Origin of the sequence: Achromobacter deleyi, assembly GCF_013116765.2 — a bacterium.
Classification (GTDB): domain Bacteria; phylum Pseudomonadota; class Gammaproteobacteria; order Burkholderiales; family Burkholderiaceae_B; genus Achromobacter; species Achromobacter deleyi_A.
In genome coordinates this window covers 657660-681144 of the sequence record NZ_CP074375.1, presented here as the reverse complement: position 1 = coordinate 681144, position 23485 = coordinate 657660, and the positions used below count along the sequence as shown (strand labels likewise).

The following is a 23485-nucleotide window of genomic DNA, read 5'->3' as shown; positions in this document are numbered from 1 at the left end:
CGCCGCCATACGCTTCAGGTGGGGAAGGCCTCGCGCAAAGCGAAGGTCGCCTGCTTGAAGACGCCCAGATCGGTGCCCACCGCCACAAAGTGCATGCCCATGTCCAGGTAACGGCGCGCATCCGCGTGCGCCGGCGCCAGGATGCCCACGGCCTTGCCTTGGGCCGACACGCGCTGGTACAGGTGGCGGATGGTTTCCTGCACCTCGGGATGGCCCGGATTGCCCAGATGACCCAAGGCCGCGGCCAGGTCGGACGGTCCGATGAACACGCCGTCCACGCCTTCCACCGATGCAATCTCGTCCACCGCCTCGATCCCCGGACGGCTTTCGATCTGCAGCAGCACGCAGATGTTGTCGTTGATCGTCTGCAGGTAATCGGGCACGGTGCCATAGCGGTTGCTGCGCTGCGCGCCCGCCACGCCGCGTATGCCTTGCGGCGGATAGCGCGTGGCGGCGACCGCCAGGCGCGCGTCCGCCTCGGATTCGATGAATGGGATCAGCAGGTTGTAGAAGCCGATGTCCAGCAGGCGCTTGATCTGGACCGGATCATTCCAGGACGGACGGCCCACCGCGGCGCTGGCGCTGCCCTGCAGGGCCTGCAGCTGCTGCAGGAACATCGGCACTTCGTTGGGCGAATGCTCGCCGTCCAGCAGCAGCCAGTCGAAATCCGCCAGCCCGACGAGCTCGGCGGTGATGTGGCTGGACATGCACATCCAGAAACCGATGAGCCGTTCGCGGGCCAGGATGCGTTGCCGGAAACGGTTGGGTAGAGGTGAGTTCATTGCTGCCTTCAATATTGAAAAAACAAAATCAGCGCCGGGCCGCGGCCCGGCCGCCCGTTCAATCCAGCTTGGCGCCCGACGCCTTGGCTGCCTTGCCCCACTTGGCGATCTCGGCGTCGACGAAAGCCGAGAATGACTTCGGATCATCGCCCACCACCACGAAGCCCACGCTTTCCAGCTTCTGCCGGATCTCGGGCGAGGACAGCGCCTTCACCGTCGCCTGGCTCAGGCGCTGGATCACGGCGGGCGGCGTCTTCGCGGGCGCGGACAAGCCGAACCACGACTCCGCGGAAAAGCCCGGGTAGCCTGATTCGGCCACCGTCGGCGTATCCGGATAAGCCGGGTTGCGCTTCGCGCTGGCCACCGCCAGCGCGCGCACCTTGCCGGAGGCGACCTGCGGCAGCAGCGCGTCCTGGTTCAGAAACAGCACCGAGACGCGGCCCCCGATGAGGTCCGTGATGGCCGCCGCGCCGCCCTTGTAGGGAACGTGGACCAGATCGATCTTGGCATCCTGCTTCAGCATTTCCATGGCCAGATGGCCCGAGGAGCCGCTGCCGGAACTTGCGTGCGTGTACTTGCCGGGATTCTCGCGCGCAAGCTTGATGAAGTCGGCGAAGGTCTTGCCGGGAAACTCGTTGTTGGCGACGAGCACGTTGGGGCCGGTGGCCAGCAGCGAGATATGAGCGAAGTCGCTGTTGCGATACGGCATGTTCTGGTAGACCGCGTAGCTGATGGCGTTGGACCCCACGCCGGAGAGCAGCAGGGTGTAGCCGTCGGGCTCGGCCTTGGCCACGGCGTCCGAGCCGATGTTGCCGTTGGCGCCGCCCTTGTTCTCGACGACGACGGTCTGGCCCAACTCCTTGGACAGCTCCGCCGCCAGCAGGCGGCCGACGGAATCCGTGCTTCCGCCGGCGGGGAAAGGCACGACCAGCTTCAATTGCCGGGCGGGCCACGTTCCCGTCTGCGCCATCAGGGCGCCCGGCAGCATGGCCATCGTCCCCAATGCGGCCGCGGCCAGGATGGCCAGGCGTCTGCGCGCAGGCTGCTTGTTGTGTTGCATGGTTGTCTCCTCGTTGTTTTTTTTAAGTATGGCGCCCGGTATCGGGTCAGTGGATTTCAGGCTCGCCCGCGGCCGTGGCGCGCGTCTCGCTCTGAAGAAAATCGAAATCACAGCCGGTGTCTGCCTGGCCGATGTGCTTCAGGTACAGCACACCGTATCCGCGCTCGAAACGCGGAGGCGGCGTCTGCCAGGCGGCGCGGCGCTCGGCCAGCTCGGCTTCGGAAATCAGCAGTTCCAGGCGGCGGGCGGGCACGTCCAGCGTGATGCGGTCGCCATCCTTCACCAGCGCCAGCGGTCCCCCCACGTAGGCCTCGGGCGCCACATGCAGTACGCAGGCGCCGTAGCTGGTGCCGCTCATGCGGGCGTCCGATATCCGCACCATGTCGCGCACGCCTTCCTTCAGCAGCTTCTGCGGTATGGGCAGCTGGCCCCACTCCGGCATGCCGGGCGCGCCCTGCGGCCCGGCGTTCTGCAGGACGATGACGCTGTCGGCGTCCACGTCCAGGTCCGGGTCGTCGATGCGCGCCGCCATATCGTTGTAGTCCTTGAAGACCACCGCGCGGCCCGTATGCACCTGCAGGCGCGCCTCCATGGCGGGCGGCTTGATCACCGCGCCGTCGGGCGCGAGGTTGCCGCGCAGGACCGCCAGCCCGTCGCGCTCGATGAGCGCCTGCGCGCGCGGACGGATCACGTCCTCGTTGAAGATGCGCGCGCCCGCGATATTCTCGCCCAGCGTGCGCCCGTCCACCGTCCGCTGCGAGGTGTCCAGCAGGTCGCCCAACTGCACCAGCATTGCGCGCAGGCCGCCGGCGTAATAGAAATCTTCCATCAGGTACTTGCCCGCCGGGCGCAGATTGGCCAGCACCGGCGTCGTGCGCGCCAGATGATCGAAGCGGTCCAGGTCCAGCCCGAAGCCGCTGCGGCGCGCCATGGCGATCAGGTGCACCACCGAATTGGTCGACCCGGACAGGGCCAGCACCGTGCGCACGGCATTGTCGTAAGAGGCCGCGGTCAGCAGGTCCGAGGGCTTCAGGTCTTCCCAGACCATTTCCACGATGCGCTTGCCCGTCAGGCTGGCCATCTGGGCATGGCGCGAGTCCGGCGCGGGAATGGAGGACGCCCCGGACAGGCACAGGCCCAGCGCTTCGACCGCGCCCGTCATGGTGGAGGCGGTGCCCATCGTCATGCAATGGCCCGGAGACCGCGCGATGCCGTCCTCCACGCCCTGCCAGTCTTCCTCGGTGATGTTGCCGGCCCGCAGCTCCGCCCAGTACTTCCAGGTGTCGGAGCCGGAGCCCAGCGTGTTGCCGTTCCAGTTGCCGCGCAGCATGGGGCCGGCGGGCACGAAGATCGTGGGCAGGTCCATCGACACCGCCCCCATGATGAGCGCCGGCGTGGTCTTGTCGCAGCCGCCCATCAGCACACAGCCGTCGGCGGGATAGGAGCGCAGCAGCTCTTCGGTCTCCATCGCAAGCAGATTGCGGTAAAGCATGGTCGTGGGCTTCTGGAACGGTTCGGACAGGCTCATGGCCGGCATTTCCACCGGGAACCCGCCCGCCTGCCAGATGCCGCGCTTGACCTCTTCGACCCGCTGCTTGAAATGGCTGTGACAGGGGTTGATGTCGCTCCAGGTATTGATGATGGCGATGACCGGCTTGCCGGCGTAATCCGACCGGTGATAGCCCATCTGCGCCGTGCGCGAACGGTGACCGAAGGATCGCAGGTCCTTGACGCCGTACCAGCGGTGGCTGCGCAGGTCTTCGGGTTTCTTGCGCTTGTCGGAATTGCTCATGTCTCGCTTCCTCTGCTCTTTGGCGGGGGTTTATCGGAAAAGGGGAATCAGGCCGGATCCAGCAGGTAGGGCGTGCCGGCGCGCTCGCAGATGCCGCGCAGGCGCTCGGCCAGGGCGGCGGAAATGGGGATGCCCTCGCGCAGGCGGCGCGTGCGCTCGGCGGCTTCGGGCTCGCCCGCCACCAGCACCGGCTCGGCCGGATCGGCGGGCGGCGTGTCGTGCATGGCGTCGATCAGGTCGTCCATGTCGGATTCGAACGAGCCGGCCGCGCGAAAAGCGTCCGGGTTGAGCGCCAGGAAGAAATGCCCCACGTCATCCGGTTCGCCGGGACGACGGGTGGGTGCGCGCCGGGCGGCAAAAGCGCTGCCGCTGAGCGTGCCGCCCAGGATCTGGGCCATCATCGCCAGGCCGTATCCCTTGTGGCTGCTCATGGCGGGCGTGCCGCCCAGGGGTGTCAGGCCGCCTTCGGGGTGCTTGAAGATGAACTGCATGGCGGCGTCGGCATCCGTGACCGCGGCGCCCTGCCCGTCCACCGCCCACCCCGGCGGCAAGGGCTTGTCCAGGAAGTCATAGACCTTGACCTTGTTGGCCGCGACGGTGGTCGTCGCCATGTCGAGCACAAAGGCTTCGTTGTGGGCGGCGGGCGCGCCGAAGGCGATGGGATTGGTGCCCAGCATGGGCATGGCGCCGCGCGTGGGCACCATGATGACGCCGTTGGCGCTGCTGGTCACCAGTCCGACCACGCCGCGCTCGACCGCGATGCGCGCATACACGCCGGCCGCGCCGAAGTGATGCGAATTGCAGACCGACACGGCGCCCACGCCGTGCTCCAGGGCCTTGTCCACCGCCAGGTGCATGGCTTGCGCGGCGACCGGGTAGCCCAGCCCGCCCATGCCGTCGATCAGCGCGCTGGCGCCGCCGTCCCGCAGCACGCGCGCGCGGGCGTCGAGCCGCAGGGAGCCCGCGCGCCATTTTTCTTCATAGGCGGGCAGCATGGAAATACCGTGCGAATCGATGCCCAGCAGATCCGTCCGCGCCATCAGGCCCGCGGTCGTGTGCGCCAGGTCCTCGGCCATGCCCCAGGCCATCAACACCTGCAATATCTGTTCCCGCACCTGCTCGACCGGCACGGCCACCGCGCTTGATCCATTCCCTGGCACTGTCTGTCTCCTGTTGTCCTTGGTTTGTCGTGGCGGGCCTGGAACGGGCGTCAGTCGCGGTCGCGATCCACCAGCCGGTGCCGGGCCTGGCCCAGATGGAATTGCATGGCGACGCGGGCGCGTTCGCCGTCCTGCTCGCGGATGGCGTCCAGGATGCTGGCGTGCTCATCCACGACGCGTTGCGCGCGCTGCCGGGAACCGGTGCGCGTCAGATTCAAGGTCAGGCGCATGAATCCGCTGATGGATTCATGGATGCTCTCCAGCACGCCCAGGTAGAAGTCGTTGCCGCTGGCTTCCGCGATGCTGGCGTGAAACGCCAGGTCTGCCTCGGCGGACACCTGTCCGCGCGCCAGGCTGTCGGCGAACGCCGCGTGCGTATCGGCGATCTTCTTGAGCTGCTCGTCGGTGCGGCGCAGCGCCGCGAGGCGCGCGGCGTCGCCTTCCAGCGCCACGCGGACCTCTTGCGCCCGCAGATAGGCGCTGACGTTCTGCACATCGTTGAAGGTCTTCAGGCGCGGCGCGGGCTGATGGCTGACGAAGGTGCCCAGGCCCTGGTGCGCGGTGACGAGACCATCGGCGCGCAGCCGCAGCAGCGCTTCACGCACGACGGGCCGCGACACGCCGAACCGTTCGGAGATTTCGTTTTCGGACGGCAGCTTGTCGCCGACATTCAGTCCGCCGGACACGATCTGTTCGAAGATCTGTCCGTAAAGCTGGTCCGCCAGCCGTACCCGGTGCCCGCGTTCCAGCACCAGCGCGCCTGGAACGTCTGGCTCGGCGGGCGCTTGCGGCGCGGGCGGGGGCGATGCTTTGGGTCGGGCCACGAAACCTCCTCGTAATTGGGCCTGTCCGCGCGCCGGGAGCAGGCCTCAAGGCACTGCTCGCGATGCGCGGACAGGGCTCATCGTACCGTCAATGCGCGACGAACGGAGCCGGGCCCGGCCATGCCGCGAACGTTCACGCCGTCGCGGTTTCGCGGTCCCATGCGGCCAGCGCACGCGCCACGGGCGCCACGCGCTCGCGCTCGGCGCTGGAGATGCCCGTCAGCAGCGGCAACATCGGTCCCATGTCCGCCACGCCCGACAAGGTCACCGCATCGTGCAGCACGCGGATGGGGCTGATGCCGTCGCGGCAGTCTTCCAGGCCCAGGTAGTGTGCGCGCACGGCTTCGGCTTCGTCGTAGCGGCCGTCGCGCAGCAGATGCAGCAGCCGCATCGAGCCGCGCGGCGCCACGCAGACCGAACCCGAGGTGAAGCTCTTCAAGCCGAAGTCGCGGTAATGGACGATGGCCGGGCGTTCGCCGATGCCGCTGACGATCCAGCGCGAATCCACGGCCTGCAGCATGGCCGACAGGTAGGCGTCCTTGGCGGGATCGTCACGGACGACCGCGTATTTGAAGGCGGCGATGCGGCCTTCTTCGATCAGGCGCGCGGCGGTCTCCGGCGCCAGATAATCGGCCGACTTGATGTAGAGCACGGCCGGTTTGCCCAGCGCGTCGGTGAAGCGGCGCACGCCGTCGGCCAAGCCCGCATCGGTGTAGGGAAACGCCATGGGCAGCAGCATCGCCGTCGGGAACGCGCGCGAACGCAGAATCGCGGCCTGGTCCATCATCTTTCCGTAGTCGGGCCCCACGGACGGCAGGATCCACGTGTCCGCGCCCGCCAGCCCCGCCAGCATGTCCACGATGCGCGCGTATTCGCTCACGCCCACGTTATAGAAGTTGGCATTGCCGCCATACATCACGTTGCGCACGCCGCCCGCTTCCAGGTGGCTGAGCAGGGCCTTGTTGGCTGCTTCGTTCAAGGACAGATCGGCATGGCGGGCCAGGGGCGGCACGGCGATGACCGAACGCTGCAAGTCCTGGGCGGTGACCGGAGAAGTTTTCATGGACGGGCTCCTGGCTGATCCAGTTGTCAGATAAGTAAGGTGAAAAAAGTATACTTGGTTGACAAGAATAAGCTCAATACCTATATTTGTTTTACAAGTAGATCGGCAGCATATGCATGGCGCCCGGGGCGCCATGCGGCGTCAAAGCCCCCGGCGGCGCCGGGAGCGGAATACCCCAGAAACGATGCGCGGCCACGCGCACACCGAGGAGACGAATTCCATGCATGCAGCCCCTGTGCGAGGCCGGTTCATCACGGCCGCCCTGCTGACGGCCACCGCCTTTCTTCTGCCGGCCGCGCCCGCGCTGGCGGACTACCCTGAACGTGACGTGAAGATCATCGTGCCCTTCCCCGCCGGCGGCACCGCCGACATCGCCGCGCGCGTGGTGGCGGCCGAGCTGGGCAAGAGCTGGAACAAGGCCGTGGTGGTGGACAACAAGGCAGGCGCGGGCGGCAACGTCGGCACGGCGGAAGCCGCGCGCGCCACGGCCGACGGCTACACCTTGCTGATGGGCACGGTCAGCACGCACGCGATCAACCAGTCCGTCTACACAAAGCTGCCCTATGACCCGGTCAAGGACTTCGTGCCGGTCACGCTGGTCATCCCGGTGCCCAACATCCTGGAACTGAATCCCAAGTTCGCCGACAAGCACGGCATCCGCACGGTGGCGGACCTGATCAAGTACCTGAAGGCCAATCCCGGCAGCGTCAACATGGCGTCCACCGGCAACGGCACGTCCACGCACCTGTCAGGCGAACTGTTCCAGAGCATGACGGGCACGCGCATGACGCATGTGCCCTACAAGGGCAGCAGCCCCGCGCTGACCGACGTGATGGCGGGATCGGCGGACCTGATCTTCGACAACCTCCCCTCGTCCATGGGGTTCATCAAAGGCGGCAAGCTGCGCCCACTGGCCGTGACCACCACCAACCGCTCGCCTGCCCTGCCCGATGTGCCGACGCTGGCCGAGGCGGGAGTCCAAGGCTATGAAGCATCAAGCTGGTTCGGCCTGCTGGCTCCGGCGGGCACGCCGCCGGAAATCGTCCAGAAGATCCAGCGCGACGTAGCCGCCGCCTTGCAGCAGGAGCCCGTGCGGGCCCAGCTGCAGGCGCAGGGCGCCACGCCGTCTGGCAACACCCCCACCCAGTTCAAACAGTTCATGGCTCAGGAAACCGTCAAGTGGGCTGAGGTCGTGAAGAAATCCGGCGCCAAGGTCGACTGACCCGGCGTTGATCCGGGCCCGTCCGCAACGCGTGGGCGGCGGGCTCTTCATCATCACGCGAACCAGGAGACACCATGAACAAACTGATCAGCGCCGTCGTCGCGGCGGGCGCCGTTGTGCTTGGCGCGCCGGCGGCCCAGGCCGCCGGCTACCCCGAAAAACCCGTCACCATGATTGTCCCCTTCGTGCCGGGCGGCTCGTCCGACATTACCGCGCGCTCGGTCACGCCGGCGCTGTCGAAGATCCTGGGCCAGACCTTCGTCGTCGAAAACAAGCCCGGCGCAAACAGCGCCATCGGCGCGCAGGCGCTGGCCCGTTCAACGCCCGACGGCTACACCATGATGGTCGGCTCGATCGGCACCTTCGCCATCAACGAGGCCCTGTACAAGAATCTGTCGTACAACCCCAGCAAGGATTTCGCGTACCTGACGCAGGCGGTCCGCAACCCCAACGTGCTCGTCGCGGCCACCAGCTTTCCCGCCAGCACCGTCGCCGAACTGGTCGACTACGCGAAGAAGAAGCCGGGCACGGTTTCATACGCGTCGTCGGGCACCGGCTCGTCCGATCACCTGTCGGCCGTACTGTTCCGCCAGCGCACGCAAAGCACCGGCGTGGACGTCCCCTACAAAGGCGGCGGCGCGGCGATCGCCGACCTGATCGGCGGACAGGTCAACGTGTCGTTCCAGAATCTGGGCGCGGTGCAGAACCACATCAAGGCGGGCAAGCTCAAGGCCCTGGCCATCACCGGCGACACGCGCGCGGCCGATCTGCCCGATGTGCCCACGCTGGCCGAAGCCGGCATCAAGGACATGGTGGTGTATTCCTGGCAGGGCTTTGCCGTGCCCAAGGGCACGCCGCCGGCCATCGTGGAGCAGCTGGCCAAGGCCTTGCAGACGGCACTGCGCGATCCGCAAACCGAGAAGACGCTGCAGGGCCTGGGCTTTGAAGTGGTGGCCAATACCCCGCAGCAGTTCGCCGAGTTTCAGCAAGGCGAAGTCAAGCGCTGGAAGGACGTGATCCAGAAGGCAAACATCCAATTGGAATAAGCACATGGGGATGCCCGCCCGCGGGCATCCCCTCAGCCGGATTCAAGCTTGAATCAAGTAGCATGAAGCCTTCGCCACCCAACCGTACGACAACATGACCACCAAGCAACGCATCATCCAGGTCGGCTCGCTGGCCGGCTCCCCTTCCGCCAACAAGCGTCTCGCAGACGGCTACGACGTCATCGAACTGTGGAAGTATCCGGACCGCAAGGCCGCACTGGCCGAGCACGGCAAGGGCGTCACCGCCGTCGTCACGTCCGCCAACTTCGGCGCCAACGCCGAGCTCATCAATGCCCTGCCCGACCTGAAGGCGATCTGCAGCTGGGGCGTGGGCTATGAAACCATCGACGTCGAGGCCGCCCGCCAGCGCGGCGTGCTGGTCAGCAATACCCCGGACGTACTGACGGACTGCGTGGCGGATCTGGCCTGGGGCCTGCTGATCGCCGGCGCCCGCCGCATGGGCCAGGGCGAACGCTTCGTGCGCGCCGGCCAGTGGGGCCAGGTGCATGGCAGCATTCCGCTGGGACTGCGCGTCAGCGGCAAGAAGCTGGGCATCGTGGGCCTGGGCCGTATCGGCGAAGCCATCGCCAAACGCGGCACGGGCTTCGACATGGAAGTGCGCTATCACAACCGCAGGAAACGCGACGACATCTCCTACGGCTACGAGGCCTCGCTCACGGAGCTGGCGAAGTGGGCCGATTTCCTCATCGTGGCAACCGTCGGCGGCCCCAGCACGCGCCACCTGGTGAACCGCGACGTGCTGGAAGCGCTGGGACCCAAGGGCATCATTGTCAACATCGCGCGCGGCCCCGTCATCGATGAAGCCGCGCTGGTCGCCGCGCTGGAAGCCCGCAAGCTGGGCTGCGCCGCGCTCGACGTGTTCGAGCACGAGCCCAAGGTGCCGGAAGCCCTGATCAAGAGCGACAACGCCGTGCTGCTGCCGCACATCGGCAGCGCCACGGAGGAAACGCGCCTGGCCATGGAAAACATGATGCTGGAAAACCTGCAGTCGTTCTTCGAAACCGGCCGCGTGATCACGCCGGTGGAATAAGGCCGCTGCCATCCGCGGCCGCGCGGCGGCCGTGGACCAGAAATGAAAAAGCCTCTCGGCGCCCATACCGAGAGGCTTTCGACTTTCCGGCCCCCGCGTAAACCGGAAGTCTTCTTGCGCAAAGGAACTTGGGCGTTGCCGCCCGTCGCGATTACTTCGCCGGCGTCGTGGCGCCGGACTTGTCCATCTTCGCGGCCCCGCCCGATTTCGCAGTCCCATGCTTAGCGGACGTCTTATCGGACTTGTGATGCTTGTGCTGCGCTTGGGTCTTGGCCTCTCCGGACTTGGTGCCATCGGCGCCGGCCGCGAACGCCGCAGGCGCCGCAGCAAGGCCGAGGCACAAGGCCGAGGTGGAGAGGAATGCAGCAATGCGGGAGTGAGTCGTCATTTCATGAACTCCTGAATGGTGAAGGCCAAAGGCCTTTTTCCGACACGGGGCGGCAACATCGCCGCTTACCCCGTACCCCGTTTGAAGCCTGCTCATGCAGAAGGTTCAACCCGGAACCATAAATTTTCCGCCGCTAACGGTTGGTCATGAAGGGAGGGGCCCCCACGCTGCGCCAACGTTAAGCCTCAAACGCGAGCAACGCCACAGTAGCGAACAGCATCAGCGCGAAGAAAGCTCTCAGCTTACGTTCAGGAAGCCGGTACGCGAGCCTCACACCAACGGGCACCAGCAAGAGGCTGCCCACGGCCAGCGGCGCGCCAACCATCCAGTCCGCCTGTCCTGCCCACGTGTAGGTGATCAAGGCGATCGTCGAGCCCGGGATCACCATGCTTAGCGCAAGCGCCTGCGCGGTGGTCTGCGGCAAGCGGAAGACGGAGGTGATGATGGGCACTGCAAGCACCGCGCCGCCCACGCCAAAAAATCCGCCGAGCGTGCCGCACAGGATGCCCAGCACGCTTGCGCGCCGCGGCGTGAAGACGGGCGCGTCGCGCTTGGGCGCCTGCGCGCGCCTGGCGGCGGGACGAGATGCGCGCCACGTCTGCCATACATAGAACAGCGCGATGAAGAACAGGAACACCGCGAAGCTCTGGCGCAGGACGCTGGAGTCGATGCCCAGCGCCAGGCGCGCGCCCACCCAGGTGAACACCACGGCGCCGGCCGCGCCAGCCAAGGCCACGCGCTTGTCGATGCGGGTCTGCTGGTTGTACTTGCGCACGGCCATCATGATGGTGGGCAGCACCATGATGAGCGCGGTGCCCTGCGCCAACTGTTGCGACATCCCCATCAAGAGGACCAGCGCGGGAATGGCGATCAGGCCGCCCCCAATGCCCAGCACGCCGCCCATGAAGCCGATCAGGCCGCCCGCGGCCAGGCACGCGGCGATAACAAACAGACTCACGTCTTGCTCCAGCAGGCCCGGCCTGTGCAGGCCGGGCAATCAGAAATCAAACCGTCCGCATGATCCGGGCACGCCCGCCAGGACGCGGCCCCACGGCATCAGCGCAGCTTGTCCAGTGCCCCGTCCAGGCGGTCCACGGCCCAGATCTCCAGTCCCTCGATGGGCTGGCGTGGCGCATTGGCCTTGGGGATCAAGGCGATCGAGAATCCCAGCTTGGCGGCTTCGCGCAGGCGCTCCTGGCCACGCGGCGCGGGCCGGATCTCGCCGGCCAGGCCCACTTCGCCGAACGCGATCAGGCCGCGCGGCAAAGGCTTGTCGCGCAGCGAGGACATGATGGCCAGCAGCACCGGCAAGTCCGCCGCGGGTTCCGTGATGCGCACGCCCCCCACCGCATTGACGAAGACGTCCTGGTCGAACGTGGACACGCCCGCGTGCCGGTGCAGCACCGCCAGCAGCATGGCCAGCCGGTTGCCCTCCAGCCCGACCGTCAGCCGGCGCGGATTGGGCGCATGGGAACTGTCCACCAGCGCCTGGATCTCCACCAGCAGCGGACGCGTGCCCTCTTGCGTGGCCATCACGCACGAGCCAGCCACCTGCTGTTCATGTTGCGACAGGAACAATGCGGACGGGTTGGCCACGCCGCGCAGGCCGCGGTCCGTCATGGCGAAGACGCCGAGTTCATTGACCGCGCCGAAACGGTTCTTGAAGGCGCGCACCAGCCGAAACGACGAATGCGTGTCGCCTTCGAAGTACAGCACCGTGTCCACGATGTGCTCCAGCACGCGCGGACCGGCCAGCGAACCGTCCTTCGTAACGTGGCCGATCATGACGATGGCGATGCCGGTCTGCTTGGCCAGGCGTGTCAGTTGCGCCGCGCATTCGCGCACCTGCGACACCGAGCCCGGCGCGGCGCTGAGCTCGCCGCTGTAGAGGGTCTGGATGGAGTCGATCACCGCGACTGTCGGCTTTTGCTCGGACACGGCGGACTGGATGGCTTCCAGCCGGATCTCGGCCAGCAGATTGACATTGCCCGTCTGCAATCCGAGCCGGCGCGCGCGCAGCGCCACCTGTTCAGCGGATTCCTCGCCGGTCACATACAGCACGTTGGAGGTTTCGGACAACGAAGCCAGCGCCTGCAGCAGCAGCGTCGACTTGCCGATGCCCGGATCTCCGCCGATCAGCACCACGGCGCCGGCCACCAGGCCGCCGCCCAGCACGCGATCGAACTCTTCCAGTCCGGTGGGCTGGCGCGGGGTTTCGCGGGCTTCGATCTCGGACAGGCTGCGCACCGGGCTGGTGGAAGCCAGCGGCGCATAACGGTGGGCAGCCGCGGCGGGCGTCGACGACTCCACCGTTTCTTCAAGGGTGTTCCAGGCGTTGCAATGCGGGCATTTGCCCTGCCACTTCGGGGTGGTGCCGCCACAGTCGGCGCACACGTATACGGTTCGGGATTTGGCCATGCGCGAAAGTGTACTGGGAACGCGGGACGCGAGCGTGAGTTCAGCGCTGCCGTGCGCGCATCTGCAGCCCCTGTCGCGTCACATCGGCGCGCGAATCTGTCATTTTGCTTTCACAAAAAGGGACGGCCCGAAGTTACATGATGCAAACACAAGAAATTTCCTGCCGGATCCTTTCAAATCGCGCATAATCGACAGGTGCAGCGCATTGTCGAACCGCCCATTGCAGGGCGGCATACCTGAAGCCAAACGCCTGCAAGGCGCGCGGCAGCGGGAATCGCGGCGCAATCAACTTGCGGTCTTCCAAAAGGCCGCCTAAACCGGAACAAGACCCGAGCCACGACGAGATCGCCGGACCACCGGCGCGGCACACGCAGAGGTCAAACGCGGATACGCCATGCTACCGGGCGTATCCGCGAGGAGTACGCGCATGAGCATTACCTATCGCCCCCCCTTCGATGAAGACGATGAACGGGATCTGCGCGCCCTGTATCGCAAGCCCGGCCCCGGGACCAGTCCCGAACTGGACGCTGCGGTTCGACGGAGCTGGCACCCCGGCCATAGCTGGCACCCCGCGTGGGGCGCGGCCGCATGCGCCGCGATGGTCGTGGGCCTGTTCGCCTGGACCGACATGCGCGAAGCCGCTGACCTGTCCGACCTCAACACGCAACTGATCGCTCCCCAGGAGTCCGACTCCAGCCCGGAACGCACTCCCGCGCCGCAATCCGTCCTGACGGACACCCAGCCGGCCGCGCCGGTCATGCAACGCGTGGTCGCGCCCCTGGCGGATCCCGCCGCGACCCAGCCAGCCCCCGCCGAAGCCGCCAGCCCGGCAGAGCCCGAAGCCGCCGCGGCCGAGACCACCCAGGCCGAGGCCGCCCCGGCGGAGGTCGTGGCCTTCACCGAACAGGACATCGGTGCCCGCGTGGCGCAGATCCGGGCCCTGATCGTGGACGACCGCGAGGACGAGGCCGTGCAGGCGCTGCGCGAATTGCAGCAAGGCGCGCCCGACTTCACCCTGCCCGACGACCTGCAAGAGCTGGCCCGGCAGAATCCGGTCTGACCGGCCGATCCGGCCCCAAAACAGTATGGCCATCGGACCCCGCAAACCGCGGGGTCCGATGGCCGTTTGTGCAAAGAATTTGATCAGATATCGGACGGCTTCTTGCTAACATAGCCGCCATGAGTCCGAGCTTCCACCACCGCAATCTCCCCCACCTGCTGCTATACGCACGCGAAACCCTGATGGCGCATTTCCGTCCGGTTCTGCACGCGGCCGGCGTCACCGAACAGCAATGGCGGGTGTTGCGCACCTTGAGCGAGGTGGGCGCCATGGAACCCAACCAGATCGCCCGCAGCTGTCAGATCCTGAGCCCGAGCCTCACCCGCATGCTGGCCGGAATGGAAGAGCAAGGCCTGATCAAGCGCGCGCGTTCCAGCGCCGATCAACGGCGCCAGGAGATTTCCCTGACGGCCAAGAGCAACAAGCTCATCGACCGCATGCGCCCGCTGGTGGACGCGAAGTACCAGGAAATCGAAGAGAAGATCGGCAAGGAGTTGCTGGAGCGCCTGTACCGCGACGTGGACGCCATGGTCGATCTGATCCGGCGCGATGCTGGCGAACCGCGCGAGTCCTCCGAGCCCTGATCAGGCCGGCACCGGAAAGATCGCGTTGATCTGGCCCGTGCCGGAGCTGGCGAAGTAGTCGGTGACGATCTCCACCGGCCTGTCGTACCCGTCCCAGCCCAGCAGCCCCAGCAGCATGGCCGTGTCATGCATGCCGCCCTCGCCCACGCACAGGTCCGCGTACTCGGGCAACATGGCGCAGAACGTCTTCCAGTCCCCCTGCCGCCACAACTCCACCACCCGCAGATCCACCTGACGGTAGAACTCCCGGCTGATCTGGTGCATTGCGGCCTCGGGGCCGCCGTTGTCATTGAAGCGGTGCGACAGCGAGCCGCTGGCCAGCACCGCGACGCGGTCCCCGCCGGCCTCGATGGCCTGGCGCAGCGCGGCGCCGAAGCGCCGGCTTTCGTCCAGCGTGTGCCACGCGCACCAGGCCGCCACCGACACCACGGCGAACCGTCCGTCGCCGTTCATGTAGCGCATCGGCACCAGTGTTCCGTACTCCAGTTCCAGGCTGCCGATCTCGTGCGAGCGCGTCCCCACGCCCGCGGCGTTCGCGCTTTCGGCGATGCGGCGCCCCAGCGCCGGGTTGCCACGGTAGGCGTAGTCCATGTCCTTGATGAAGTGCGGCAATTCGTTGCTGGTGTAGCGCCCCTTGAACGCGCCGTTGCTGTTCACGTGGTAGCCCGCATTGACCAGCCAGTGCACGTCCAGCACCACGATGGTGTCGACTTCCAGGTCGCGGCACCGCTGGCCGATGATCCGATGCCCCTGGATCGCCGCCTCGCGGCAGCCCTGATGCCTGCCGGGCAGTTCCGACAGGTACATGGACGGCACATGCGTCACCTTGGCCGCCAGCGCGAGCTTACCCATGATTGTTGTCTCCTCGTTCCTATCGGTTCAGCGCGGACTCAGGCGCCCCATTTCGGTATGTGATGGCTGCCCAGCGACACGCACACGTTCTTGATCTCGGCGAACACCTCGTAGCTGTATTCGCCGCCTTCGCGGCCGGTGCCCGATTCCTTGGTGCCGCCGAACGGTTGACGCAAGTCGCGCACGTTCTGGCTGTTGATGAATACCATGCCGGCCTCGACGCCCCGGGCCAGGCGATGCGCGCGACCGATGTCGCGGGTCCAGACATAGGACGCCAGCCCATACTTCACATCATTGGCCAGCGCCAGGCCGTCGGCCTCGTCCTTGAACGGCAACAGGCAGGCGACCGGACCAAAGATTTCTTCCTGTGCACAACGCATGCGGTTGTCGACATCGGCCAGCACCGTAGGACGCACGAAGTTGCCGCCTGCCAGATGCGCGGGCAGGCCGGCGGGCAGGTCCGCGCCGCCGGCCACGATGCGCGCGCCTTCCTGCTCCGCCAGCCGGATGTACCCGGTGACCTTCTCCCAGTGCTGGCGGGTGATCATTGCGCCCACGTGGGTCTTTTCGTCCGTGGGGTCGCCCACCGCCAGGCGCTGGGCGCGTTCGGCGAACCTGCGAACGAAGTCGTCGTAGATCGTCTGCTGGATGAAGATGCGCGAGCCCGCCGTGCAACGTTCGCCATTGAGCGAAAAAATGGTGAACAGCGCCGCGTCCAGCGCCCGTTCGACGTCCGCGTCGTCAAAGATCAGCACGGGCGACTTGCCGCCCAGTTCCATCGAGTACTTCTTGATGCCGCCGGCGCCGGCCAGGATCTTCTTGCCGGTCACGGTGCCGCCCGTGAACGAGATGGCGCGCACGCCGGGATGGCGCACCAGCGCGTCGCCCGCCGTGGCTCCATGGCCCTGCACCACGTTCAGCACGCCAGCGGGAATGCCCGCCTCCAGCGCCAGCATGCCGAGCTGGTCGGCGGTCAGCGGCGACAGCTCTGACATCTTCAGCACCGCGGTATTGCCCAGCGCCAGGCACGGCGCCGTCTTCCAGGTGGCGGTCATGAAGGGCACGTTCCACGGCGACACCAGCGCGCACACCCCTACCGGCTGATACAGCGTGTAGTTCAGCATCTGGTCGTCCACCGGGTAGGTGTGACCATTCATGCGGGTGCAGACTTCGGCGAAGAAATTGAAATTCTCGGAGGCGCGCGGGATGAGCTGCTTGCGGGTCTGCGATATCGGCAGGCCGGTGTCCTGCGTTTCCAGGTCGGCCAGACGCGGCACGTTCTGGTCGATCAGTTCGCCCAGGCGGCGCATCAGGCGCGCGCGTTCCCTGGCCGGCGTACTGGCCCACTTGGGAAAGGCGGCGGCCGCGGCGGACACGGCGGCGTCGATCTCGGCCGCGCCGCCCGCCGCCACTTCATCGATGGCGTCGCCGGTGGCAGGGTTGTAGGTGACGAAGCGGTCCGGGCTGTCGACCTGCTTGCCATTGATCCAGTGCTTGATGCTCACGCGCGGCTCCTTGCCTGTGCCCCCGGGGCGGAAAAGTCCGGGCGCTTTTTTAATTAACACGTTAACATTATGCTTGCCAACCGGTGCTGTCAACGTCGGGAAACCCCGATCCAGGCACCGTTTTTCTTCACTATATTATTAACGTGCTAATCACTTTCTGCGGAGGGGGCCATGCCCCACATCTGGATTGAGTACTCGGGCAACCTGGACCTGGATACGCGGGCGCTGATGCGGACCGTGCAGGACGCCGCCGTCGGCGACGGCAGCCTGTTCCCGCTAGCCGGCGCGCGCACCCGCGCGCTGCGCGTGGACGATTGCCTGATCGTCGATGGCCACCCCGACAACGCCTTTGTCCATGTAGTGCTGCGCATCGGCCACGGCCGCAACGCCGAACAGAAGGCCGCGCTGGGCCAACGCGTATTCCAGGCGCTGACGCAGGCGCTGGCGCCGCAGATGACGGAGCGCCCCCTGGGCATCTCCATGCAGATCGAAGAAGCCGATCCGGTACTGAACTACAAGCGGAACAACTACCGCGAGCATCTGGCGGCGCGCGCCGCCGAGGCGGCAGCCAGCCTCCCCCGCACGGTGGTGGGGACCGCGCTGAACACCCGCCAGGCGCTGGCCGCGCTCGGCGATGCCGTGGACGCCGCCCCGTACAAAGCCGCCCCCAAGGCGCCCGTGCTCTACATCAAGCCCGCCAACACCTACGCGCAGGATGGCGCCGTCATCACCCTGCCGGCCGACGTGGAAGAAGTCGAGGTCGGCGCCTGCCTGGCGGTGGTGTTCGGCCGCCGCGCCTCCCGCGTGGGCGCGGCAGAGGCCCTGAGCTACGTCGCGGGCTACCGCGTCGTGGCCGACCTGTCGGTGCCGCACGCCAGCTATTTCCGCCCGGCGCTCAAACAGAAGTGCCGCGACGGCTTCTGCCCCATCGGGCGGGAACTGGCGCCCGCCGCCGCCGTTGGCGATCCCGACGCGCTGGACATCGAGGTCAGCGTCGATGGCCAGGTGGTGCAGCGCGCCAGCACCGCCGATCTGCTCCGTCCCGTGGCGCGGCTGATTGCCGACGTCACGGAATTCATGAGCTTCGAAGCAGGCGACATGCTGCTGACAGGCGCCCCTCACAACGCGCCGCGCGTGGGCGCGGGGCAGCGTTACGACATCCGGATTTCGCAGGTGGGCACGCTGGGCAACCGGCTGGCCGCCACCCACGCCTGAGGCCCAGACCATGAAACATGCGCGCATTGCCCTTGACGGCGCCGTCCATGCCGCCACCGATGCCGGCCACGGCCAGGTCCGCCTGTCCGACGGCCGCGTTCTCGCCGAAGAGGCGGTGACGTGGCTGCCGCCCATCGAGCCCCGCACGACCTTCACCCTGGCCATCAACTACGCGGACCACGCCCGCGAACTGGCCTTCAAGGCGCCCGAGGAACCGCTGGGCTTCCTGAAGGCGGCCAACACCTTCGTCGGACACCGCGCGCGGACCCTGCGCCCCGCGGACGTGGCCTTCATGCACTACGAATGCGAACTGGCGGTGGTGATCGGCAAGACCGCCAGCAAGGTCGCGCGTGGCCAGGCCTACGAGTACGTGGCCGGCTACACCGTGGCCAACGACTACGCGCTGCGCGACTACCTGGAAAATTGGTATCGCCCCAATCTGCGCGTGAAAAGCCGCGACACCTGCACGCCGCTGGGCCCCTGGCTGGTCGACCGCGACGACGTGCCCGACCCCATGAACCTGAACCTGCGCACCACGGTCAACGGCGTGGAGACCCAGCGCGGCAACACCCGCGACATGGTGTTCGACGTTCCCGCTCTGATCGAGTATTTCAGCAGCTTCATGACCCTTTCGCCTGGCGACCTGATCCTGACCGGCACGCCGGACGGCATCGTCAACGTCATGCCCGGCGACGAGGTCGTGACCGAAATCGAAGGCATCGGACGGCTGGTCAACACGCTGGCCCCCTCCCCCGCCTGAATCTCATCCAACCAGGACCCCTCATGCTGGACACCCACACCGTGCGCGCCATTGCCGCGCGCCTGCACGAAGCCGAACGCACCCGCAAGCAGATCCGCCAGATCTCGCTGGAACACCCCGACATCGGCATCGCCGACGCCTACGCCATCCAGCGCGCCTGGATGGACATCAAGCTGGGCGAAGGGCGCCAGAAGCGCGGCCACAAGATCGGCCTGACCTCGCGCGCCATGCAGCAGGCATCCCAGATCGAGGAACCGGATTTCGGCATGCTGCTGGATGACATGTTCTTCGAGGATGGCGGCGAGATCCCGGCCGACCGTTTCATCTTGCCGCGGCTGGAAGTCGAGCTTGCCTTCGTGCTGGGCAAGCGCCTCGAAGGCCCCCGCGTCACCTTGTTCCAGGTGTACGACGCGGTGGACTATGTAATCCCCGCGCTGGAGATCATCGATGCCCGCTCGCACGGCATCGATCCGGACACCAAGCGGCCGCGCAAGGTCTTCGACACCATCGCGGACAACGCCGCCAATGCGGGCGTGGTGATGGGCGGACGGCCCGTGAAGATCGGCGAACTGGACCTGCGCTGGATCGGCGCGATCCTGTCGCGCAACGCCGTCATCGAGGAAACCGGCGTCGCCGCGGGCGTCTTGAATCACCCGGCCAATGGCGTAGTATGGCTGGCTAACAAACTGGCCGCCCATGACGTGGCGCTTGAGGCCGGCGAGATCATCCTGTCGGGGTCGTTCACCCGGCCGGTAGCCGCCCGCCCCGGCGACACCTTCAATGTCGACTACGGCGTGCTGGGTTCCGTCAACTGTCATTTCAACTGAGCGATCCGCAGTCCATGGACATCCTGACCAATACCTTCAAGCAAGCCTTGCGCGACGGCAAACCCCAGATTGGCCTGTGGGCTGGCCTGGCCAGCGCCTATACCTCGGAAATCATCGCCGGCGCCGGCTTCGACTGGCTGCTGATCGACGGCGAGCATGCGCCCAACACCCTGGACTCCACCCTGGCCCAGCTGCAATCCGTGGCGGCCTACCCGGTGGCGCCGGTGGTGCGGCCGGCCTGGAACGACCCGGTCCAGATCAAGCAGATCCTGGACACCGGCGCCCAGACGCTGCTGGTGCCCATGATCCAGTCCGCCGAGGAAGCCGCCGCTGCGGTGGCCGCGGTGCGCTATCCGCCGCAGGGCATCCGCGGCGTGGGCAGCGCGCTGGCGCGTTCGTCGCGCTGGAACCGCATTCCGAACTACCTGGAACGCGCCAACGGCGAGATGTGCGTGCTGGTGCAGGTCGAAACGCCGCAAGGCATCGAGGCGCTGGACCAGATCCTGGCGGTGGACGGCGTGGACGGCGCCTTCATCGGCCCGGCCGACCTGTCGGCAAGCATGGGCTACCTGGGGCAGCCGGAACACCCTGTGGTCCGAAAGACCATCGACGAGGCCATCACGCGCATCGTGCGCTCGGGCAAGGCCGCCGGCATCCTGCACAGCGGCGTGGAGCAAGCCAGGCATTACCTGGCGCTGGGTGCGACCTTCGTCGCGGTGGGCGTGGATGCGGTGCTGCTGGCGCGCGCCGCCGAAAGGCTGGCGGGCGAGTTCAAGGACCTGACGGCGATCGCCACGGGCAAGGGTCCTTACTGACGCCTCGGCTGTCCAGCGTCACGGCCGCCGCGCGCATGAACACCATAAGAATAAAAAACGCACCCGAAGGTGCGTTCTGGATGGGGCGCGGGGTCTGGCCTATGAACGTCCGGCGAGGCTTCCGCCGCCGTCCACGCCCAGCACCTGGCCGGTGATGAAACCCGCGTCGTCGGACAGCAGGAATGCAATGGCGGCCGCCACTTCGGCCGGCGTGCCCAGACGCTTCATGGGGATCGACGCCAAGGCGCGCTTTTCGCCTTCGCTGCCCGCCGGGCGGGTGGCGCGGAACATTTCGGTTTCGATCGGGCCGGGCGCAACCGCGTTGGCGGTGACGCCGTATTCGGCAAGCTCCAGCGCCCAGGTGCGGGTGCAGCCCACCAGCGCGCTCTTGGCGGCCGAGTAGGCGGTACGGTCCAGCCCGCCGTGGATGGCGCGGCTGACGACGTTGACGATGCGGCCGGCGCGGCGCACCTTCATGGATTCGATGAAGGCCTGGGTGACCTGCACCGCCACGCGAACGTTCAGGTCCAGCACGTTATAAAGCGTTGCCAGGTCGATCTCGCCCAGCGGCTGCGGCGAAGCGATGCCGACATTGTTGACCACGGCGTCGACGGGGAATTTCTCGCGGATCTCGCGCAGCACTTCCTCGGTGCGGCCGGCGTCCGCCAGGTCACAGGCGTACAGATAGCCGGGAAAATCCACGTCCGTCGTGTTGCGCGCGATGCCAACCACATGACAGCCCATGTCGGACAGCCGCTGAGTAAGCGCCCAGCCTATGCCTTTGGTGGCGCCCGTAATGAGCACGCATTTGTCCTTCATGGATTGAAACCTCGCAGTCTGTTTTCTTGGTCAAAAACGGGCGCTTGAGCGCCCGGTTCCCCAAGTAGACACCATCCGGCGCCACCTGTCTTGTAAATTGCGTAGCAATTCTTGCACGCTGGACGCCCCGCCAAACCGCAGCCGGGCGCCCGGCTCAGACGTCCCGGGTGACCGGAACGCGCGGCGCCAAGGCGCAGAGCAGCTCGTAGCCGATGGTGCCGGCCGCCGTGGCGACCTCGTCCACGGAGGGGCCGTCTTCGCCCCAAAGCGACACCGGCGACCCGACGCCCGCGGAGGGGACGGGCCCCAGATCGACGATCAGCATGTCCATGGAGACCCGGCCCAGCAGCTGGGTCCGGATGCCCGCCACCACCACCGGCGTGCCCGTGGTGGCGTGACGGGGGTAGCCGTCGGCGTAGCCGCAGGCCACGATGCCGATGCGCATGGCGCGTTCGGCGCGGAAGATCGCGCCGTAGCCGACCGAATCGCCGGTCTTGAGCTCCTGTACCGCGATGATTTCCGAATTGAGCGACATGGCCGGCTTCAGGCCGAACGAGGCAGCCTCGGCGTCCGCGAACGGCGATGCGCCGTACAGGCAGATGCCGGGCCGCACCCAATGCGTCTGGGTTTCGGATCCGACGGCGATATCGGCAAAGCGCAGTGCGGCGGCGGAATTGCAGACGCTGATGGCGCCCGGCAGCTTATGCGTCACCGAATTAAACACGCTGAGTTGCTCGTTCACGCCCTGGGGGCCGTCGGCGCAGGCGAAGTGGGTCATCTTGCCCACCGAGCCCAGCGTGCCCTGCTGTTGCAGCAACAGCGCGCGTTCATACGCGGCGGGATAGGCCGCCGGGCTGAAGCCCAGCCGGTTCATGCCGCTGTTGAGCTTGAGCATGATGTCCACGCGGCGCGAAAACCGGGCGCGGGCCAGCATGTCGAGCTGTTCCCGATGGTGCACGGTGGTGCTCAGGTGGTAGCGGTCGATGGTGTCCAGGTCGGACGGATTGAAAAACCCCTCCAGCAGCAGGATCGGCCCGCCCCAGCCCGCCTCGCGGCAGCGCACGGCTTCGTCCAGATCCAGCATCGCCAGGCCCTGAGCCTTCGAAAACCCCGCGACGGCCTGCTCGATGCCGTGTCCGTAGGCGTTGGCCTTGATGACTGCCCAGATCGAGGGGGGCACGCCGGAAGCGGCGGCGGCGGTCTGGTCGAGATGGCGACGCACGGCGGCAAGATTGTGCGCTAGGGCGGAGACGGAAACGGTGGCGGATATTGGGCGCGGCATGATGTGAGATCCTGTGGCGCTTAAGTCTAACTGATCCCCGGAGCCGCGGCATGGCGCCAAGTCATGGGAAAACGACTACTCTAAAATGAAGCAACACGGCGCTTTACGCCACATCCGCACCTAGATTATGTCCATCGATCACTACGAGAACTTCCCCGTCGCCTCGCTGCTGCTGCCGCGCAGGCTGCGCGGCGCCGTGACCGATATCTACCGATTCGCCCGCGCCGCGGACGATATCGCCGATGAAGGCAGCGCGACCGACGCCGAACGCCTGAGCCAGCTGGCCGCATTTCGCACTGAACTGCACCGCATCGGGGCCGAGCCCGGCACGCCCCCGCCGCCCGGTCTGCCGCCGCTGTCCGACATTTTCGCGCCGCTGGGCCAGACCATCGCCCGGCACCAGCTTCCCATCACGCCTTTCTATGACCTTCTTTCCGCCTTCGAGCAGGACATCACCGTCAAGCGCTACGAAGACTACGCCACGCTGACCGACTACTGCACCCGCTCGGCCAACCCGGTCGGGCGCCTGATGCTGCATCTGTTCGAAGCCAACGGTCCGCAAGATATCGCCGAATCCGATGCCATCTGCACCGGCCTGCAGCTGGTCAATTTCTGGCAGGATGTGCGGGTCGACTGGCACAAGCAGCGGGTCTACCTGCCGCAGGAAGACCTGCGCCGCCATGGCGTCACCGACGAAGACCTGGCCGCCTGCCGCCTGACGCCCGCCTGGCGCGAGCTGATGGCATTCGAGGTGGAACGCACCCGGGCGCTGCTACACTTCGGCGCTCCGCTGGCGCGCCGCCTGCCGGGCCGCATCGGCCTGGAGCTGCGCCTGGTGGTGCAAGGCGGGCTGCGCGTTTTGGAACGTATCGAGGCGAGCGGCTACGATGTATTCATGAATCGCCCCGAATTGGGCGCCAAAGACTGGGCCATCATGCTGTGGCGCTCCATCAAGTAACA

Annotated in this window: 23 protein-coding genes; 10 read left to right on the top strand and 13 right to left on the bottom strand. The window is 66.8% G+C overall.

All coding sequences use genetic code 11. The annotated features are described in order from the left end of the window. Nucleotides 1-14: 14 nt before the first annotated feature. The 6 genes from garL to HLG70_RS03175 form a co-directional block, all read right to left on the bottom strand. Nucleotides 15-782, bottom strand: a complete 768-nt coding sequence (garL, locus tag HLG70_RS03200; RefSeq protein ID WP_171665175.1) for a 2-dehydro-3-deoxyglucarate aldolase — start codon at nt 780-782, stop codon at nt 15-17. Nucleotides 783-840: 58 nt separating this feature from the next. Next, nucleotides 841-1842, bottom strand: coding sequence for a Bug family tripartite tricarboxylate transporter substrate binding protein (locus tag HLG70_RS03195; protein ID WP_171665176.1), 1002 nt, complete (start codon nt 1840-1842; stop codon nt 841-843). A gap of 46 nt (nt 1843-1888) precedes the next feature. After that, nucleotides 1889-3634: an L-arabinonate dehydratase gene (gene araD, locus HLG70_RS03190; RefSeq protein WP_171665177.1), complete on the bottom strand. Its 1746-nt coding sequence runs from the start codon at nt 3632-3634 to the stop codon at nt 1889-1891. Between the two features lie 47 nt (nt 3635-3681). Continuing rightward, complete coding sequence (locus HLG70_RS03185) at nt 3682-4794, bottom strand: Ldh family oxidoreductase (RefSeq protein ID WP_171665178.1); 1113 nt, start codon at nt 4792-4794, stop codon at nt 3682-3684. Between the two features lie 50 nt (nt 4795-4844). After that, nucleotides 4845-5549 carry a FadR/GntR family transcriptional regulator gene (locus tag HLG70_RS03180; RefSeq protein WP_234103475.1) on the bottom strand — a complete coding sequence of 235 codons (705 nt, stop codon included), beginning with the start codon at nt 5547-5549 and terminating at the stop codon, nt 4845-4847. A gap of 202 nt (nt 5550-5751) precedes the next feature. Further along, nucleotides 5752-6681: a dihydrodipicolinate synthase family protein gene (locus HLG70_RS03175; protein ID WP_171665180.1), complete on the bottom strand. Its 930-nt coding sequence runs from the start codon at nt 6679-6681 to the stop codon at nt 5752-5754. A gap of 220 nt (nt 6682-6901) precedes the next feature. Between HLG70_RS03175 and HLG70_RS03170 the strand changes: the two genes are divergently transcribed. From HLG70_RS03170 to HLG70_RS03160, 3 genes are all read left to right on the top strand, one after another. Then, the gene (locus HLG70_RS03170; protein ID WP_171665181.1) at nt 6902-7903 is read left to right on the top strand and encodes a Bug family tripartite tricarboxylate transporter substrate binding protein; all 1002 of its coding nucleotides are present in this window, start codon (nt 6902-6904) and stop codon (nt 7901-7903) included. A gap of 74 nt (nt 7904-7977) precedes the next feature. Next, nucleotides 7978-8949: a Bug family tripartite tricarboxylate transporter substrate binding protein gene (locus HLG70_RS03165; protein ID WP_171665182.1), complete on the top strand. Its 972-nt coding sequence runs from the start codon at nt 7978-7980 to the stop codon at nt 8947-8949. 94 nt (nt 8950-9043) lie between these two features. Further along, complete coding sequence (locus HLG70_RS03160; RefSeq protein ID WP_171665183.1) at nt 9044-10000, top strand: 2-hydroxyacid dehydrogenase; 957 nt, start codon at nt 9044-9046, stop codon at nt 9998-10000. 151 nt (nt 10001-10151) lie between these two features. Here HLG70_RS03160 and HLG70_RS03155 read toward each other — a convergent pair whose 3' ends face one another. The 3 genes from HLG70_RS03155 to radA form a co-directional block, all read right to left on the bottom strand. After that, nucleotides 10152-10388: a hypothetical protein gene (locus tag HLG70_RS03155; RefSeq protein ID WP_171665184.1), complete on the bottom strand. Its 237-nt coding sequence runs from the start codon at nt 10386-10388 to the stop codon at nt 10152-10154. Nucleotides 10389-10566: 178 nt separating this feature from the next. Further along, nucleotides 10567-11346 carry a sulfite exporter TauE/SafE family protein gene (locus HLG70_RS03150; protein ID WP_171665185.1) on the bottom strand — a complete coding sequence of 260 codons (780 nt, stop codon included), beginning with the start codon at nt 11344-11346 and terminating at the stop codon, nt 10567-10569. Nucleotides 11347-11444: 98 nt separating this feature from the next. Then, nucleotides 11445-12806: a DNA repair protein RadA gene (gene radA, locus HLG70_RS03145; protein WP_171665186.1), complete on the bottom strand. Its 1362-nt coding sequence runs from the start codon at nt 12804-12806 to the stop codon at nt 11445-11447. A 427-nt stretch (nt 12807-13233) separates the two neighbouring features. Here radA and HLG70_RS03140 point away from each other — a divergent pair, with 427 nt between their 5' ends. Both HLG70_RS03140 and hpaR read left to right on the top strand, forming a co-directional pair. Continuing rightward, nucleotides 13234-13866 carry a hypothetical protein gene (locus HLG70_RS03140; protein WP_171665187.1) on the top strand — a complete coding sequence of 211 codons (633 nt, stop codon included), beginning with the start codon at nt 13234-13236 and terminating at the stop codon, nt 13864-13866. Nucleotides 13867-13985: 119 nt separating this feature from the next. Continuing rightward, nucleotides 13986-14450 carry a homoprotocatechuate degradation operon regulator HpaR gene (gene hpaR / locus HLG70_RS03135; RefSeq protein WP_171665188.1) on the top strand — a complete coding sequence of 155 codons (465 nt, stop codon included), beginning with the start codon at nt 13986-13988 and terminating at the stop codon, nt 14448-14450. On the opposite strand, the gene hpaD is transcribed toward hpaR, so the two are convergent. Both hpaD and hpaE read right to left on the bottom strand, forming a co-directional pair. Then, on the bottom strand, nt 14451-15302 hold the full coding sequence (gene hpaD / locus HLG70_RS03130) for a 3,4-dihydroxyphenylacetate 2,3-dioxygenase (RefSeq protein ID WP_171665189.1): 852 nt from the start codon (nt 15300-15302) through the stop codon (nt 14451-14453). Between the two features lie 38 nt (nt 15303-15340). After that, nucleotides 15341-16807 (bottom strand): 5-carboxymethyl-2-hydroxymuconate semialdehyde dehydrogenase, encoded by a 1467-nt coding sequence (hpaE, locus tag HLG70_RS03125; protein WP_171665190.1) that lies wholly within the window; start codon nt 16805-16807, stop codon nt 15341-15343. A gap of 171 nt (nt 16808-16978) precedes the next feature. Between hpaE and HLG70_RS03120 the strand changes: the two genes are divergently transcribed. From HLG70_RS03120 to hpaI, 4 genes are read left to right on the top strand one after another with little or no spacing between them, the layout of a single operon-like run. Next, complete coding sequence (locus HLG70_RS03120) at nt 16979-18022, top strand: fumarylacetoacetate hydrolase family protein (RefSeq protein ID WP_171665191.1); 1044 nt, start codon at nt 16979-16981, stop codon at nt 18020-18022. Nucleotides 18023-18032: 10 nt separating this feature from the next. Continuing rightward, the gene (locus HLG70_RS03115) at nt 18033-18782 is read left to right on the top strand and encodes a fumarylacetoacetate hydrolase family protein (RefSeq protein WP_171665192.1); all 750 of its coding nucleotides are present in this window, start codon (nt 18033-18035) and stop codon (nt 18780-18782) included. A 23-nt stretch (nt 18783-18805) separates the two neighbouring features. Continuing rightward, complete coding sequence (gene hpaH / locus HLG70_RS03110; RefSeq protein WP_171665193.1) at nt 18806-19609, top strand: 2-oxo-hept-4-ene-1,7-dioate hydratase; 804 nt, start codon at nt 18806-18808, stop codon at nt 19607-19609. A gap of 14 nt (nt 19610-19623) precedes the next feature. Continuing rightward, a complete protein-coding gene (gene hpaI / locus HLG70_RS03105; protein ID WP_171665194.1) occupies nt 19624-20424 on the top strand; it encodes a 4-hydroxy-2-oxoheptanedioate aldolase in 801 nt (266 codons plus the stop codon). Between the two features lie 99 nt (nt 20425-20523). Here the strand turns inward: hpaI and HLG70_RS03100 are convergent, their stop codons facing one another. Together HLG70_RS03100 and alr are read right to left on the bottom strand one after the other, a co-directional pair. Continuing rightward, the gene (locus HLG70_RS03100) at nt 20524-21243 is read right to left on the bottom strand and encodes an SDR family oxidoreductase (protein ID WP_171665195.1); all 720 of its coding nucleotides are present in this window, start codon (nt 21241-21243) and stop codon (nt 20524-20526) included. Nucleotides 21244-21397: 154 nt separating this feature from the next. Then, nucleotides 21398-22525, bottom strand: coding sequence for an alanine racemase (alr, locus tag HLG70_RS03095; RefSeq protein WP_171665196.1), 1128 nt, complete (start codon nt 22523-22525; stop codon nt 21398-21400). A gap of 127 nt (nt 22526-22652) precedes the next feature. On the opposite strand from alr, the gene hpnC reads away from it, so the two are divergent. Beyond that, a complete protein-coding gene (gene hpnC, locus HLG70_RS03090; RefSeq protein ID WP_171665197.1) occupies nt 22653-23483 on the top strand; it encodes a squalene synthase HpnC in 831 nt (276 codons plus the stop codon). The last annotated feature ends 2 nt before the right edge of the window (nt 23484-23485 follow it).

What these genes read in the sequence shown, in the direction of transcription:
- HLG70_RS03170 (WP_171665181.1), top strand. Translation starts at nt 6,902, where the DNA reads ATGCATGCAGCCCCTGTGCGAGGCCGGTTCATCACGGCCGCCCTGCTG.
- HLG70_RS03165 (WP_171665182.1), top strand. Translation starts at nt 7,978, where the DNA reads ATGAACAAACTGATCAGCGCCGTCGTCGCGGCGGGCGCCGTTGTGCTT.
- radA (WP_171665186.1), bottom strand. Translation starts at nt 12,806, where the DNA reads ATGGCCAAATCCCGAACCGTATACGTGTGCGCCGACTGTGGCGGCACC.
- HLG70_RS03175 (WP_171665180.1), bottom strand. Translation starts at nt 6,681, where the DNA reads ATGAAAACTTCTCCGGTCACCGCCCAGGACTTGCAGCGTTCGGTCATC.
- HLG70_RS03195 (WP_171665176.1), bottom strand. Translation starts at nt 1,842, where the DNA reads ATGCAACACAACAAGCAGCCTGCGCGCAGACGCCTGGCCATCCTGGCC.
- HLG70_RS03155 (WP_171665184.1), bottom strand. Translation starts at nt 10,388, where the DNA reads ATGACGACTCACTCCCGCATTGCTGCATTCCTCTCCACCTCGGCCTTG.
- hpaH (WP_171665193.1), top strand. Translation starts at nt 18,806, where the DNA reads ATGCTGGACACCCACACCGTGCGCGCCATTGCCGCGCGCCTGCACGAA.
- hpaR (WP_171665188.1), top strand. Translation starts at nt 13,986, where the DNA reads ATGAGTCCGAGCTTCCACCACCGCAATCTCCCCCACCTGCTGCTATAC.
- HLG70_RS03100 (WP_171665195.1), bottom strand. Translation starts at nt 21,243, where the DNA reads ATGAAGGACAAATGCGTGCTCATTACGGGCGCCACCAAAGGCATAGGC.
- hpaD (WP_171665189.1), bottom strand. Translation starts at nt 15,302, where the DNA reads ATGGGTAAGCTCGCGCTGGCGGCCAAGGTGACGCATGTGCCGTCCATG.
- hpaI (WP_171665194.1), top strand. Translation starts at nt 19,624, where the DNA reads ATGGACATCCTGACCAATACCTTCAAGCAAGCCTTGCGCGACGGCAAA.
- HLG70_RS03160 (WP_171665183.1), top strand. Translation starts at nt 9,044, where the DNA reads ATGACCACCAAGCAACGCATCATCCAGGTCGGCTCGCTGGCCGGCTCC.
- araD (WP_171665177.1), bottom strand. Translation starts at nt 3,634, where the DNA reads ATGAGCAATTCCGACAAGCGCAAGAAACCCGAAGACCTGCGCAGCCAC.
- HLG70_RS03120 (WP_171665191.1), top strand. Translation starts at nt 16,979, where the DNA reads ATGCCCCACATCTGGATTGAGTACTCGGGCAACCTGGACCTGGATACG.
- alr (WP_171665196.1), bottom strand. Translation starts at nt 22,525, where the DNA reads ATGCCGCGCCCAATATCCGCCACCGTTTCCGTCTCCGCCCTAGCGCAC.
- HLG70_RS03115 (WP_171665192.1), top strand. Translation starts at nt 18,033, where the DNA reads ATGAAACATGCGCGCATTGCCCTTGACGGCGCCGTCCATGCCGCCACC.
- hpnC (WP_171665197.1), top strand. Translation starts at nt 22,653, where the DNA reads ATGTCCATCGATCACTACGAGAACTTCCCCGTCGCCTCGCTGCTGCTG.
- garL (WP_171665175.1), bottom strand. Translation starts at nt 782, where the DNA reads ATGAACTCACCTCTACCCAACCGTTTCCGGCAACGCATCCTGGCCCGC.
- HLG70_RS03140 (WP_171665187.1), top strand. Translation starts at nt 13,234, where the DNA reads ATGAGCATTACCTATCGCCCCCCCTTCGATGAAGACGATGAACGGGAT.